The organism is Pseudoalteromonas sp. NZS37, from assembly GCF_015864265.1.
Classification (GTDB): Bacteria; Pseudomonadota; Gammaproteobacteria; order Enterobacterales; family Alteromonadaceae; genus Pseudoalteromonas; species Pseudoalteromonas arctica.
This window is the reverse complement of the sequence record NZ_JADYXL010000001.1, coordinates 241008-256094: the sequence shown is the minus strand read 5'-3', so window position 1 is coordinate 256094 and position 15087 is coordinate 241008. Positions and strand designations below refer to the sequence as shown.

The 15087-nt window shown below is 40.0% G+C and carries 10 protein-coding genes; 6 read left to right on the top strand and 4 right to left on the bottom strand.

The window, feature by feature from the left end:
- Positions 1-15: 15 nt before the first annotated feature.
- Positions 16-3114, bottom strand: a complete 3099-nt coding sequence (locus I6F47_RS01130) for an efflux RND transporter permease subunit (protein ID WP_010553194.1) — start codon at positions 3112-3114, stop codon at positions 16-18.
- Between the two features lie 3 nt (positions 3115-3117).
- Positions 3118-4170 (bottom strand): efflux RND transporter periplasmic adaptor subunit, encoded by a 1053-nt coding sequence (locus tag I6F47_RS01125; RefSeq protein ID WP_024590017.1) that lies wholly within the window; start codon positions 4168-4170, stop codon positions 3118-3120.
- 246 nt (positions 4171-4416) lie between these two features.
- On the opposite strand from I6F47_RS01125, the gene I6F47_RS01120 reads away from it, so the two are divergent.
- From I6F47_RS01120 to I6F47_RS01095, 6 genes are all read left to right on the top strand, one after another.
- Entirely contained in the window at positions 4417-5121 is a 705-nt protein-coding gene (locus tag I6F47_RS01120) for a DUF2982 domain-containing protein (protein WP_165721048.1), read from the top strand.
- Between the two features lie 22 nt (positions 5122-5143).
- Positions 5144-5476 (top strand): hypothetical protein, encoded by a 333-nt coding sequence (locus I6F47_RS01115; protein WP_007581673.1) that lies wholly within the window; start codon positions 5144-5146, stop codon positions 5474-5476.
- A 69-nt stretch (positions 5477-5545) separates the two neighbouring features.
- Positions 5546-7195, top strand: a complete 1650-nt coding sequence (locus tag I6F47_RS01110; RefSeq protein WP_165721047.1) for an Lcl C-terminal domain-containing protein — start codon at positions 5546-5548, stop codon at positions 7193-7195.
- 9 nt (positions 7196-7204) lie between these two features.
- Complete coding sequence (locus I6F47_RS01105; RefSeq protein WP_165721046.1) at positions 7205-7723, top strand: Lcl C-terminal domain-containing protein; 519 nt, start codon at positions 7205-7207, stop codon at positions 7721-7723.
- Between the two features lie 165 nt (positions 7724-7888).
- Positions 7889-8806, top strand: a complete 918-nt coding sequence (locus I6F47_RS01100; RefSeq protein WP_024592309.1) for an ExeA family protein — start codon at positions 7889-7891, stop codon at positions 8804-8806.
- Between the two features lie 11 nt (positions 8807-8817).
- On the top strand, positions 8818-9855 hold the full coding sequence (locus tag I6F47_RS01095; protein WP_121954208.1) for a general secretion pathway protein GspB: 1038 nt from the start codon (positions 8818-8820) through the stop codon (positions 9853-9855).
- A 53-nt stretch (positions 9856-9908) separates the two neighbouring features.
- Here the strand turns inward: I6F47_RS01095 and I6F47_RS01090 are convergent, their stop codons facing one another.
- The gene (locus I6F47_RS01090) at positions 9909-11102 is read right to left on the bottom strand and encodes an HD-GYP domain-containing protein (RefSeq protein WP_165725557.1); all 1194 of its coding nucleotides are present in this window, start codon (positions 11100-11102) and stop codon (positions 9909-9911) included.
- A gap of 117 nt (positions 11103-11219) precedes the next feature.
- Complete coding sequence (gene putA, locus I6F47_RS01085) at positions 11220-15023, bottom strand: bifunctional proline dehydrogenase/L-glutamate gamma-semialdehyde dehydrogenase PutA (protein ID WP_010553201.1); 3804 nt, start codon at positions 15021-15023, stop codon at positions 11220-11222.
- Positions 15024-15087 lie beyond the last annotated feature (64 nt).

Below are 15087 nucleotides of genomic sequence, written 5' to 3'. Positions count from 1 at the left end.
GGCGCAATAAAGAGATTAGATCTCTTCGAAAGGCTTTTCAGCAGCTTGTTTATTCAACTTTTGTTGTAAAAACTCAGGTGATTGTGTATTTTTCGATAGAGCATAATACGCAGCAGGTACAACAAAAAGAGTCAGCAGGGTAGATACAATAACCCCTGTAAACACAACTACACCAATTACCATACGGCTTTCAGCGCCGGGGCCTGAAGCAAAAACCAAGGGAACAGAGCTCATAACGGTTGTAAGTGATGTCATTATTATTGGGCGAAGGCGCTGGGTAGCCGCTTGTAGTATTGCTTCACTAAATTCAACGCCTTTATCGCGTAATTGGTTAGTAAATTCTACAATCAAAATACCATTTTTAGCACTTAAGCCTATGAGCATGACAATACCTATTTGGCTGTAAATATTTAAGGTAAGCCCTGTAGCCCAAAGCCCAAACATAGCGCCCATTAAACCAAGCGGTACGGTAAGCATAATGACAAATGGGTGCATAAAGCTTTCAAACTGCGCAGCAAGTACTAAAAAGGTAACGGTGAGTGCAAGTATAAATACGTAGGTCATCGCTGATGCGCCTTCGTAATAAAGCTGCGACTCACCTTTGTAATCTACTGCGCCATCTATATCGTTTTCTTGCGCGGCTACTTCGTTTAAAAAGTTAAGCGCTTGCTCAAGTGTATAGCCATCAGCTAAGTTGGCGCTTAATGTAATTGCGCGCATACGGTTGTAACGGTTTAAGCGCGATGCTGTTGCTTCTTCTTTTAAGCTGATAAGGCTATCAAGTGGAACTAGTTCACCGCTTCGTGATTTAAGGTATATATTTGAAATATCAGTAGGATTGGTAAAATCTTCTTTTGTTCCTTTTAAAATCACATCGTATTCTTCACCGCGGTCAATAAAGGTCGTAACACGGCGCTGGCCAAGCATTGTTTCTAGTGTACGGCCTACATCAGATACCGAAACGCCTAAATCGGCAGCTTTGTTTTTATCTATGCTGACTAAAAACTGTGGGAAGGTTTCTTTGTAATCATGATCGATTCTTACTAAACCAGGGTTTTGTTCAGCACGCTTTATTATACGGTCACGCCAATCGGCAAGTTGAGCGTAATCATTACCTTGCAGTACAAACTCAATTGGGCGAGATGAGCCACCACCACCAATACCACGGCGCATAATGGCAAATGCACGAACATCGGTAACTTCTTGCATTTTACCGCTTATTTCATCCATTACTTCCCACGTTGAGCGTTTGCGTTTATCCCAATCGGCCATACCCACAATCGCAACACCGCCGCTGCCACCCCAGCCAGGCACTCGAACAAGTACGCGACTTAGCTCACCGGCTTGCGAGTAAGGCATTAAGCGCTCTTCAATTTTAGCCATATTAGCGGCGTTATTTTCGTAACTTGCGCCCTCAGGGCCGCTCATCATAATAAAGAACGTGCCACGATCTTCTTTTGGCGTTAGCTCAGAAGGAACTTGTAAAAACAACGAGTAACTAACAAAGCCAGCTAATAATAAGCTCACCATTAAACCCCATTTACGGGTTATGTTGGTGGAGAGTGAATTACGGTAACTTACTTCAATTTTAGTAAACTGGCGGTCCATCCATTGGCTAAATTTATTTGGTTTGTCTGATACTTTAAGTACTTTAGAGCACAAGGCTGGTGCGAGAGTCAGTGCTGTAACACTTGAGAAAAATACGGCAGCACTTACCGCCATAGCAAACTCAGTAAATAATGCACCTATACGGCCATCCATAAATACTAATGGCACAAACACCGATATTAGTACAAGAGTGGTTGCTACTATAGCGAAACCTACTTCACGCGCGCCTCTAAATGCAGCTAGTAACGGCGGCTCACCCAGTTCAATACGGCGGTGAATGTTTTCAAGCATTACAATAGCATCATCTACTACTAAACCAATGGCCAGTACTAAGGCAAGTAAAGTTAGTAAGTTAATTGAGTAGCCCATTGCCAACAAAAACATAAAGCTACCAACAAGTGCGACCGGTACGGTGACCGCAGGGATAAGCGTTGCTCGTATATTGCCTAAAAACAAAAATATAACGAGTACGACTAAACCCATAGAGATGGCAAGTGTGCTGTAAACTTCATTAATAGACTCTTTAATAAATACAGACGAATCGTAGCTGTCTTGAATTGTAGTGCCTTCAGGTAGGTTGCGTTTGATTTTTTCAAGTTCGCTGCGTGCGTTATCTACTACGGTTAGTGTGTTTGCTTTAGCTTGTTTTACAATACCTAAGCCAATCATATTACGCCCGTTACCACGAAATAAGCTTTCGTCATCGGCAGCTTCTAAACGTACATCGGCAACTTCACCTAAACGTACTAAGTAACCTTCATCACCACGTTTAATTACCAGGTTTTTAAAATCGCGCTGATCTTTATAACTACGGGCAGTACGAACGGTAAAGTCACGATCTATAGATTCTATTTCGCCAGCCGGTAACTCAACGTTTTCTGTACGAAGTGTGTTTTCTATATCGCTTGAGGTAATACCCCGTGCTGCCATTGCTTGGCGGTTAAGCCAAATTTTCATTGCGTATTGGCGCTCACCACCAATACGTACATTAGATACACCATCTACTACGGCTAAGCGGTCAACAATAAAACGCTGCGCGTAATCAGATAGCTGTAACGAGTCCATTGTTTCGCTGTTTAATACAAACCAGGCGATTGGGCTTTCATCACTATTTGATTTAGATACTTCTGGCGGGCGTACCTGATCGGGCAAACTATCAAGTGCACGTGCTACACGTTCGCGTACATCGTTAGATGCTGCATCTATGTCGCGGTTAATATCAAACTCAATGGTAATGTTTGAACGCCCATTACGACTCGATGAGTTAATACTTTTAATACCTTCAATACCTGAAATTCGATTTTCTATTATTTGCGTTATTTTGGTTTCTATAATTTCGGCAGAAGCACCTGTGTATTCAGTGCTGATATTTACAATCGGCGTTTCAATATCCGGGTATTCACGAAGTGGCAGCATAGTAAACGCAACCAGTCCAAAAGTAAGAAGCAGTAAATTAATTACAATGGCAAAAACGGGGCGCTTGACGCTAGTATCTGTAATTTTCACGTATTACCCCTTTACGCTTACTTTACTTCCAGAGCGAATTTTTATTAGCCCCTCAGTAACAATTTGCTCGCCATCAGTTAGGCCTTCGTCGATAGCAACCCAGCCATTATTTCTGCTAGCAACATGCACTTCAATTTTATTAGCTATCCCATCTTGAATTTGAAAAACAAAGTGTTTGTCTTGCAAAGGTATAACCGCTTTTTCTGGCACCATTAAAGCTTGGTTGCTGCTTAGCTCAAGTGCTGTATTTAGTAACATACCAGGGCGAAGTAATCCTGATTTATTGGCAAAACTTGCTGTTACTTCAACACTGCGAGTAACCGAATCAATACGCGAGCTAATATGCGTTACCTTGCCGTTAAATGTTTGTCCTGGGTAGGCATCGTTTTGCGTAAGCACTTTCATGCCCATATTTAATTGTGCTAAATATTTTTCAGGTACTTTAAAGTCAACTTTAATAATACTAATATCATCAAGTGTTGTGATTATTGTTGTATTACTTACGTAAGCACCTATTGATATTTCACGCTTACCTAACAGGCCTGAAAAGGGCGCACTAATAGTCATTTCGTTTAATTTAGTTTTAGCGCTTTCTAGTTGGGCCTCTGTTGCATCAACACGAGATAACTGCTCTTCAAGTAACGACTTTGCCGTTGATTGCGAGCGTGAAAGTTCGGTTAGGCGATCTAACTGACGTTGTTCTTCACGTAAGTTAATGCCAAGCTCTTTAACGGCAAGCTGTTCTTGTTGGCTCTGTAACTGTACTAACTTTTGTCCTTTACTGACTAAGTCGCCGTCTTTAAAATATATATCTGTGACATAATCGTTTTGCGCACTTTTTATATAGATTGCTTGGTTTGCACGCGCGCTACCGATCGCTTCTATCATCACTGCGTTTTCCTGAGAAGTAACAGTATGAGCTGTTACTTGAGTAGACATTTGTGATAAATCGGCCTGTTCGCCGTGGCTAGCGGGTAGATATAAATAAACGCTAAATATTAGAAGTAACGTAATAATAAATGGAAAAAGTGCTTTACCTGATTGTCTTGAGTACATTGATTTCATACCTGAAAATGAATTGTAAGTATTGTACGAAATAAGACCGGGAAAAGACGGTTATGTGTCTCATAAATTTGTGCGTTAAGCGTAAAAGTAAATAAGATTTATTCATTGTTCCTATTTTGTTGAGGAAAAAGCGGTAATGTATGAAATTTAAAACCACCTGTAACTTATGTATAACAACAAGAAAGGTCATAATTTGGGCTGTTATTATGCTTGTTTTTTATATGGTGTTTTACCAATATGGATAAATCTAACAATGTCATTAAGTTTCGGGCACAAGGTGCGCGAAACGCAATTGAAGTGCTTGTTGCAGGTGCAATTGGTTTAGTTTTCATTATGTTGTTTAATTTACTGAGGCCGGGTGAGATTAGCATACTTGAAATATTTTTAGTGAGCTTGTGTATTGCCGCTATTTTTATTGGATATTTAAAAACTCAAGAGCCATATCATAGCCTTATATTAAATGAGTCTGAGCTCGTTTATTACCATAAGTACGGAGCTTGGTGTATGCCTCATAGTAACTTTAATCACAGTGGTATACCCAAAGTAGAAGATGGCTTTGATTACTTAGAATTAAATGCGGTTGGTATAAAGGTAAACGACATAGATGACTTTTTAACAAGCATAGCGCCTCGAATTGCAGGGAAATTATTAATAGAGCAGCGTAATTTATTTATGCAAGTTGTTCAAAAACATTGCAAAAATGGCAATTGCCCATCAGAATGGCTAATAGAAGATACACATTACACATCCCATAAAGGGATAAGCTATACTGGTCTTATAGCTATGTTTGCTAACAGGACTAAGCACCTTCAACTGTTAACCGGTTACGATTTATTACTACCAGCCAGTGTGTTAGATAGAGATATCTGGGCATTTAGTGCTAACTTAAATAAGTGGAAGCGCGAGCCTAGTCAGTTTATAGCGTCGCAAATTAATAATTAAACTGCGACTGTAGGAAAGAAAAATGAGTCAAGAGAGAGCCTTTTTAAAAAGTGGTCGAAACACCATAATACATAAAGATAAAAAGCATGATTTAGTGATTGTAAACTCTGAAATTCATCCTAAAATTAAAGTGACTCAACATGGCTTAGAGCCATTTAAAGAAGAGTTACCTAAAAACCGCCGTGATGCAAAAGATCGCTATTTAGAAATAGTCTATGTTGGAAGCCCTGATGTATTTGGCGAAGAAAAACAATTACTATTTATTCAAGCTTTAGATGGGCGTGAATACAAAGTAGATTACAGTAAAATCGGTACGAAGTTGTTTGTACGCATTCATCAAGATACATATATGTAGTACTTTAATGGCATCTTTATTGCTAGTAATTACACTATAGTAATTATTTGACATAATAAGGTGCTGCGTATGAAAGCGTTTGCTTTAATCCCCCTCATTTCTTGCGGTTTGCTGAGTGCGTGTGGAGGCGGTGGCGGTGATAGCGATAATACAGTTGTAGAAACATCTGTTAATGCTGGAACCGATTTACAAATTATCGAAAAAACTGAATTTACCATCACAGCACAAGGCTCCCCCGCTGATGGTACGTTTTCATGGCAACAAGTTAGCGGCCCAAGCTTAGAAGGTTTTCCGCTTGAAGGCGCTGAGCAAACATTGACAGCCCCTGACGTAAAAACTGATAGTGAAATAATCTTAAGAGTAAGCTATCAAAGCACCGGTAGTAGCGCTGTTAGTGACGACATTTCTATTTCAGTGAGCTCTAATAATCAACTACCACTTGCTGTTGCTACGCAAACATCTCCTGAAACACTTCCTTCTGTATACAAAGACACCGTGACTTTGAGCGCTCTTGAGTCGAGCGATCCTGATGATAATGGCCAAATTGATAGTTATTTGTGGCAACTGCTATCAGGTCCTGACTTAGATATTGCTAGCTTTAATGAGTCAACTCTTAGCTTTTCTCATCCTTTACTAGAAAGTAACGTAAATTTATCTTGGCAGCTAACAGTCACTGATGATGAAGGCGGTGAGGCGAGTACTCAATATTCAATGACGCTTAATAAAACAAATGAACTAGTGGATGCAAATGCAGGCGCTGATCAAAATGTCGAAGAGTTTGAAGAAGTAACGCTTGATGCAACGAATAGCGAAACTGTCACCTATACCTATCAGTGTAAGTGGCAACAACTTACCGGTAATAGCGAAACATTAAGTAATAGCGACCAATGTACAACGACATTTTTTGCCTCTGATGTAGATACTGAATCCACGTTGAGCTTTGAAGTAACGGTAACCGACTCAAAAGGACGCACCGATACAGATTCTTTATTTGTTGATGTATCACCAAAAGCGCTTGGGCTTATAAACGATAGTGGTGTTGGTGAGTGCTATAACAACACCCAACGCATTAACTGTGAAAGCGATGACTTTCCAGCGCAAGATGCTGAACTTGGACGCGATAGCTATGCAAACCGCTTAGATAAGGTTGGTAAAGGTAATTTAGCGTTTGATTACACTAAACTTAATCAGTTTGCGGATGAAGTTGGTGATGATAGTAGTGACTTTACCTGTATACGCGATAATGTTACTGGACTTGTATGGGAAGTAAAAACTGAATCCTCTGGAGTATTGCCAAATACAAGCTTGCGTGAGGGGCAAAATCATTACTTTTGGGATTTAGGCGACACTACTTTTACCGATACTAGTACAGCCAATTCAACTTGTCCGGATGATACGAGTTGTGGAGTACAAAGTTATATAAACGAAGTGAATAACTTAGATTTTTGTGGTGGTACAAATTGGCGGTTACCTACTTATACAGAGCTTTTAGGTTTAATTGATTATGGTAAACAAGGGCAAAGCATATTAATTGATGAGGTGTTTTTCCCCAATATGCCAAGTGAAAGTGCATTAAGTCACTTACGTTATTGGACTTCACAAACCGCAGCCGATGGTACAAGTTTATCGCAAGCGTACATTATTGATATGAGTGATGGTAACGATCTTGCTTATCCAAAAGAAAATACCGCGTATGTTCGTTTAGTTAGAAGCCGTTAGGAGAAAATAATGAAATTAAAATTACTCTATGCACTAGCAACTATAAGCTTGAGCTTTAATATTGCAGCGGCGCAAACGTGCTACGACGGTGCAGATACCACAACGCCGACAGATAGATTTACTATAAATACAGATGGCACAGTGTCAGATACCGAAACTGGCCTTATGTGGCAACGTTGTAGTTATGGGCAAATTTATAATACAGAGACGCAGCTTTGCGAAGGCTCTACACCTTCTCTTACTTGGCAAGAAGCACTACGCGGTGCTAAAAATGATACAACTGCAGATTACGATGATTGGCAAATGCCTAACATTAAAGAGTTGGCGAGTATTTTAGAGCACAGTTGCACCGAGCCGAGCATTAATGAAGAGGTGTTTTTTGGTACTAAGCTTCAAAACTATTGGTCAAATACATCGGGTGTGAGCACGATGAGCTCTGCATGGGTTTATCAATTTGATAGTGGGCTGAATAGCTTGCACGCCAAAACTAGTAATGTGTATTTACGGTTAGTTCGCTACGAAGAATAAAGTACTTACTAAGATTAGACAGATGAAAGTGCAGCCTTAAAACCGCTGCATTTTTTTGTTTTACATAAATTTACGTTATTTCAATAATAAAGCGCTTACAACGTTGTCACTTAGTGCGTTTTTTTGCCATTATAGGCCGTGATTTAATTACGAAGGAACATCACGGTGTATTTAAGCTATTTTGGCCTGAATGAAAAACCTTTTTCAATTTCGCCCAACCCTCATTACTTATTTTTAAGTGAACGACATAAAGAAGCCTTAGCACACCTTACCTATGGATTAGGTGAAGACGGTGGTTTTGTATTATTAACAGGCGAAGTGGGTACTGGTAAAACTACAATTACCCGCAGTATGTTAGAGCAGTTACCTGAAAACACGCAAGTAGCGATGATCCATAACCCAGCACTTTCAGAGCTAGAGTTATTGGCTAGTATTTGTGATGAGCTCAACATTAGTTACGATGCTAATAATGCGACGCTTAAAAGTCTTACCGATATTATAAAAAAGCACTTAGAGACCAATAATAAATCGGGTGGGCACACCATACTTATAATTGATGAAGCGCAGTTACTTGCCCCTAATGTGCTTGAACAATTACGCTTGCTAACAAATATAGAAACCGATCATAAAAAATTATTACAAATAGTATTGGTTGGTCAACCTGAGCTACAAGAGCTTTTAAAGCGCAATGAATTAAGGCAACTCGCCCAGAGAATAACAGCTCGTTACCATTTATTACCACTTACGCAAGGCCAAACAGTTGCTTACATAAAGCATCGGTTACATGTTGCAGGATGTGATAAAGGAATTTTTTCGATGGATGCCATGCAAGCTGTTCATCAATTAACCGGTGGTGTGCCACGATTAATGAACTTGGTATGTGAGCGAGCTTTGGTAGGCACTTTTGCAAAGCAGCAGTTGATAGTTGATAGCGATATAATAAAAAAATCAGCACATGAGTCATTACCCATGGATTTTGTAGCGCCAGTTAATGAGGCCAACAAAGCAACGTCATTTGTACCATATAGCCTTGCATTCGTTGCTTTATTTGCCGTAGGCATTGGGCTTTCATTTATTTTATAGTTAGGTAAGTTATGTCTTATTTATTAGATGCGCTAAAGCAGTCGCAGCAATCAGATATGAGTGCTGAGCAATACGACTTACAATCAGAGCAGTTAAAGCAACAGCAAGCACTAAAGCGTTATAGACGATTAGCGTTAGTATTTGGTACAAGCTTAGCTGCTTTTATTGCGGTAGCTGGTGGGTTTACTACTGGTAAGTGGTTACAAGGTACTACTTTATTAAACACATCGGAACCCGCTGTAATTAAGGTGGTTGAAAGCGAAAAATCGTCACCTAAAGAACAAGTTAAAGAGGTAGATGCCGCAGTTGAAAAGCAGCAAATAGCTAAGTTAGAACCCGCTAAAATAGCTCCAAATAATACTGCAACGATTGAAGGGCAACTTGTGCATGTGCAAACACCTAATGGTGTACAGCAAATGTTATTAACGCCTAATGGGCAATATATTCCTATGCCATCGAGTCCGGTCACGAGCGCAACGGGTTATAATCAGCAGAACGTGCAACAAGTAATGCCAGTTCAAAATTATAATCAGCCAGTATTTAATCCACAAAATAATTACAATCCAAATAATACACAGAACGCTTCGGTATTTGGGCAAAGTCAAAATACAGCATCAGCTCAACTAGATATGAGTAAATATAAAGTACTAGGTAAGCCAATTAATGGTAACAACCAATCTCAACAGATGAGCGATCCTGAGCTTGATGAGGTGCCTACAACACTTAAAAATGCGTTTGCGCAAGCTATACAAGACGTCGAAAAAAATCAGGATTATGAAGTTACCCATGCATCAAAAACGTCATCACGTGTTGAGCCTGTAGAATTACTACCAGATGGTTTGCAATCAATGTTGCCTAGTATTAAATATCAAGCGCATATTTATTCATCGAGTGCTGACAAACGTTGGATCAAGCTAAATGGCCGAGAGTTACATGAAGGAGAGAGCATAGGTGCTTTAACTGTAAGAGAAATTACACCTGAGCAAAGTGTACTTGATTTTGATGGTTATGAGTTTAGCTTAAAGGCTTTGCAAGACTGGCCGCAGTAAACGCTTAGCTATTATGTTGAGAGCTCGGTAGAATGTTGAGCTCTCAATATTGCTTAGGGTAATATTGAGTTTTTATAAAAGCGTTCTAAATCAATATTATATTCTTTAGGTTTCACCGCTGATTCAAGGGTATCTAAGGTTTTTTTATTAGATAAATCGATATCTTTTATCTCTGTATAGCGACTATGTTTGGCGCTGTAAAATGTTTTAACGATAGGCTTTAGTGGTGTACTGGGATTACTCTCGGTCACTAAACCAACTTTTTGACTCGATAATCTGACGAGCGTTCCTACCGGATGAATACCAATACATTGAATAAACTTATTAAGCAGCACGGGATCGAAGCTATCTGGGCATCCGTCTTTTAGTATTTTAAACGCTTTTATTGGCTCCATGCCTGCTTTGTAAACACGTTCTGCGGTAAGTGCATCGTACACATCTACAATTGATGCCATACGTACGTACTGACCTATTTCATCGCCCTTTTTACCAAACGGATAGCCTTTACCATCAAGCCTTTCATGATGCATACCTGCAATATCAACCGCAACACCCGTTAAGCCGGCTTCTTCTAATATTTCTTTACTGAAAAGCGAGTGCATTTTCATTATTTTAAATTCATCATCGGTAAAGCGACCCGGCTTATTGAGTATTTCATCAGGGATTTTTATCTTACCAATGTCGTGTAAAAGTGCGCCGGTAGTCAGTTCAACGATAATGTTTTTTTCTATACCTAAATGCTTAGCGAAAATCCCCATTAATATCGATACATTAATAGAGTGCTCAAGTAGGTAAGCATCTTTTTGGCGCATTTGGGTAAGGCAGGCTAGGGCATCTTGGTTTCTAAAAACAGAGTCCATAAAGCCACTTGCCAGCTCTTTGAATGGTGCAATATCTATATCGCGGCCTGCTTTAATATCTTTAAATGCTTTTATTTGCAGTGTTTTAGCTTCGTCATACAGTTTTTTTGCCTTTCCCATTTCTTGTTCGGCACTGTGTGTTTTTTGCCAAGGGTCACGCTTTATTTTTGTTGCAGGTACAGCAATAGGAGCTTTTTCAGGGACTGAGTCAATGAGGGTTTTATCAGGGTCGATTTCTACTTCTAAAATACCTGCTTTTATTAGGTTATTAATACCAGCCTGAGTTTTAACCCAGCCTTGATTTTTAATTTTAATACTGCCAGTTTGTCTAGTAACGCTTTGCACAAACATACCAGGCAGTAACTGACCAACAGGAATTATTTTCAAATTTATTACTTCTATTATTAATCGTTCATTAAGCTAACAAATATATACGCTACTACCTAATAAAAAAGGCACTTTTCAGTGCCTTTTTTATTTTTTAGTTAAAAAGCATTAGCTTAATTATTCATCATCTTCAACAAGCGTCATTAGTGATGTGTTACCACCTGATGCTGTTGTATCAATACTGATTGTTTTTTCAGTAATAAGACGTTTGATTAATGTATCGTAATACTCAGAGCTAATTACTGGTAAAATAGCACCTTTACGCTGTGCAAGCTGTTGACTAAAGTAGCCCAAGCGAGACGAGCGAGCAGCAACTACCGCACCGGCTAAATGAGGGTGCGCCAAAATAGCTTGTAACTGGTTAGGTTTAGCTACTTGGAAAACACCTTCTGCAACACCTGTAGAGATAAATTTATCTTTAAAGGCAACGGCTTCATCATAAAACAGCTCAGACGCTACAGTAATTACCGTATTACCTGCGGCAATAGCAGTAATGATAGACAATGCCCAGAAGTTAAATGATGTGCTCTTATCTGCATAACACACTACACAACCACGTGCTTCTAGATGAAGTGTATTAGACTCACCCGTTGGCCCAGGCAGGGTAGTAAACTTACGCATGTGCTTTTCAAGGCGGTTAAGCTGTGCACGTGCTTCTGATAATGTTAATGCTAAGTCGTCTGCTAAATCGTCGATAATTTCTACCGTCGCGATTTTAGCAAGCAACTGACGTACAGCCGAAACACGGTCGTTTAGTGGTGTTGCACGCCAGATTTTTTCATCGCGCATTGAGTTGGCCATTAGCTTTTTAACTTGCTCATTCGCACCGCTGTAGTGGTGTAAATCAAGTTCGTCAGGCGTTAGGTTAGTCATTTGTACGTTATCTGGTGATGCTTTTTCTTTTACTAAACGTTGTAGGTAGTTAGGGCCACCGGCTTTAGGGCCAGTACCTGATAAACCACGGCCACCAAACGGTTGCACACCAACAATGGCACCAATCATGTTTCGGTTAATGTAAACATTACCCGCACGTGACATTTTAGCAAGGTACTCACAGCGCTCTTCGATACGTGAGTGAACACCCATTGTCAGACCATAGCCTGTGTTATTTATTTGATCCATCACATCATCAAGTTCATTCGATTTAAAGCGAACAATATGAACACATGGGCCAAATACTTCACGTTTAAGTACTGATAAGTCTTTAATTTCGTATAAACGAGGAGCAAAAAAGTATGCGCCATTTTGAGTGTTATCAGGAATTTTACATTCGTAATGAAGTATAGAATTACCTTTTAAGTACTCAACGTGCTCGTTTAAGTTTTTAAGTGCTTTTTCATCAATTACAGGGCCAACATCAGTTGATAGTAACGATGGATCGCCAATGTGTAACTCAGCTAGAGCGCCTTTAAGCATTTCGATAATGCCATCAGCTACGTCATCTTGAATGAATAAAACACGAAGAGCAGAACAACGTTGGCCAGCACTTTGAAAACCAGAACTGATCACATCGTCAACTACTTGCTCAGGAAGCGCCGTTGAGTCAACAATCATACAGTTTTGGCCACCTGTTTCTGCAATTAACGGTACTTGAATATCGTTACGTGCAGCAAGTGTTTGAGAAATTAATGTGCCTGTTTCAGTAGAACCTGTAAACATAACCGCTTGAATGCGCTCATCTGGAACAATTGTTTTACCTACTTCTGAGCCGCGAGCGATAACAGGTTGAACAACGTGCTCAGGTAAACCAACAGATAGCATTAGTTCAATGGCACGAAGGGCGATTAAACTTGTTTGCTCAGCAGGCTTGGCAATTACAGTGTTACCTGTAACAATCGCAGCAGCAACTTGACCTAAGAATATTGCAAGCGGGAAGTTCCACGGGCTAATACATAAAATAACGCCACGGGCTTCGAAACGCTCATCTTTAGATAACTCTTCAGCGCGCGCTGCGTAGTAACGACAAAAATCAACCGCTTCACGTACTTCATCAATACCATCTTGCGCTACTTTACCCGCTTCTTTAATACAGATAGCGACTAGTTCGTCGTGATGACGTTCTAAAATGTCAGCAACGCGGCGCAGTAAATTAGCGCGCTCTTTTACTGGTGTTTGTGACCATGATTCAAGTGCCGCTTCAGCGTTAGCCAGTAATACTTTCATCTCTTCGCCAGTTTGTAACTTAACGTGGCCGATGATTTCTTTGTGATTTGCTGGGTTTTTAACAGCCAATGAGCCTTCTGGTACTTGGCTTTGCTCAATTAAGTGCTCGTTAAACCATGTTTCAAGATTCTCTTTGAAAGGGGTAATAACATTAATATCGGTTAAATCCATGCCTTTAGAGTTAGCACGTTCTTCACCGTATAAATCAATTGGCATTTTTATTTGCGTATTGTACTTATTACGCAAGCCTTGCAGTGTTTCTACAGGGTCTGGTAGTAATGATTCAACAGGTTTTGTTGTATCTACAATCGCGTTTACAAATGATGAGTTAGCACCATTTTCTAACAAACGACGAACAAGGTAAGCAAGTAGGTCTTCGTGTTGACCAACCGGTGCATATACACGGCATTGAATTTTTTCTTCGTTAACGATTTGGTCGAATAATGATTCACCCATACCGTGCAAACGTTGAAATTCAAAACCGGTGTTGTCGCCTTTCGCTACTTCTAAAATAGTCGCGGCAGTGTAAGCGTTGTGTGTTGCAAACTGCGGATAAAGTACGTCGCGCGCTTCAAGCATTTTAATAGCACATGCTTTGTAAGAAACATCGGTTGTTGCTTTACGGGTAAATACAGGGAAATGCTCTAAACCATCTTGTTGTGTGGTTTTGATTTCAGTATCCCAGTACGCGCCTTTAACTAAACGTACCATCATTTTACGACCAACACGGGTTGCAAGGTCTGTTAGCCATTCAATTACAAAAATAGCGCGTTTTTGATACGCTTGAACCGCTAAGCCAAATCCTTGCCAATCACCAAGATCTTCATCACTAAATACCGCTTCAATCACATCAAGAGAAATATCTAAACGGTCAGCTTCTTCAGCATCAACGGTAAAGCCGATATCGTATTTCTTAGCGGCAAGCGCAAGCTCTTTTAACTTTGGTACAATTTCTTCCATCACACGGTCTTTATGAGTGAACTCATAACGTGGATGAATAGCAGAAAGCTTAACTGAAATACCAGGGCTCTTAATTGGACCACGACCATTTGCCGCTTTACCAATCGAGTGTATAGCATTCATGTAGCTGTCAAAGTAACGCTTCGCATCTTTCATTGTGCGCGCGCCTTCGCCTAGCATATCGTAAGAATATACATAACCTTTTTGCTCTGTATCGGCAGCACGTTCAATTGCTTCGTCAATGGTACGACCCATAACGAATTGCTTACCCATAATTTTCATAGCAAAATTTACAGACTTACGAATAACTGGCTCACCTAAACGACCAATGGTCTTTTTAAGCATGCCGAACTGTTGTTCTTTCGTTTTGTCTGTGTAGTTAACCATTTTACCGGTAACTAATAATCCCCAAGAAGACGCGTTTACGAATAAAGAATCGCTGCTGCCCAAATGAGAGCTCCAATCACCTTTCGCTAACTTGTCACGAATCAGTACATCTTGAGTTGCTTTGTCTGGTACGCGAAGCAGCGCTTCGGCCAAACACATTAATACAACGCCTTCTTCACTAGAGAGTGAAAATTCATTTAAAAGCGCATCAACACCGCCTTGCCCATCTTGCTCTTTACGAATGTTTAAAACAATCTGGCGGGCTCTTTCCCAGGCACGACTTCGTGCTTTTACGCCTACTTCTGCAAGCGGTAAAATATGATCAATAACCGCATTTTCATCTATGCGGTAGAAGTCACGGATTCTTTGTCTAATAGGACAAATCGTTGTTAAATCGCCGTTGAATAACATAAGCAACCCTCAGGAGTGTTAAGAATTAAAGTAAAATTAATTACCAATAAATTACCAGTGATAT

Excerpts from the sequence above, each read along its gene's own strand:
- I6F47_RS01115 (WP_007581673.1), top strand. The coding sequence starts at position 5,144 with ATGAGTCAAGAGAGAGCCTTTTTAAAAAGTGGTCGAAACACCATAATA.
- I6F47_RS01125 (WP_024590017.1), bottom strand. The coding sequence starts at position 4,170 with ATGTACTCAAGACAATCAGGTAAAGCACTTTTTCCATTTATTATTACG.
- I6F47_RS01095 (WP_121954208.1), top strand. The coding sequence starts at position 8,818 with ATGTCTTATTTATTAGATGCGCTAAAGCAGTCGCAGCAATCAGATATG.
- I6F47_RS01110 (WP_165721047.1), top strand. The coding sequence starts at position 5,546 with ATGAAAGCGTTTGCTTTAATCCCCCTCATTTCTTGCGGTTTGCTGAGT.
- I6F47_RS01105 (WP_165721046.1), top strand. The coding sequence starts at position 7,205 with ATGAAATTAAAATTACTCTATGCACTAGCAACTATAAGCTTGAGCTTT.
- I6F47_RS01120 (WP_165721048.1), top strand. The coding sequence starts at position 4,417 with ATGGATAAATCTAACAATGTCATTAAGTTTCGGGCACAAGGTGCGCGA.
- putA (WP_010553201.1), bottom strand. The coding sequence starts at position 15,023 with ATGTTATTCAACGGCGATTTAACAACGATTTGTCCTATTAGACAAAGA.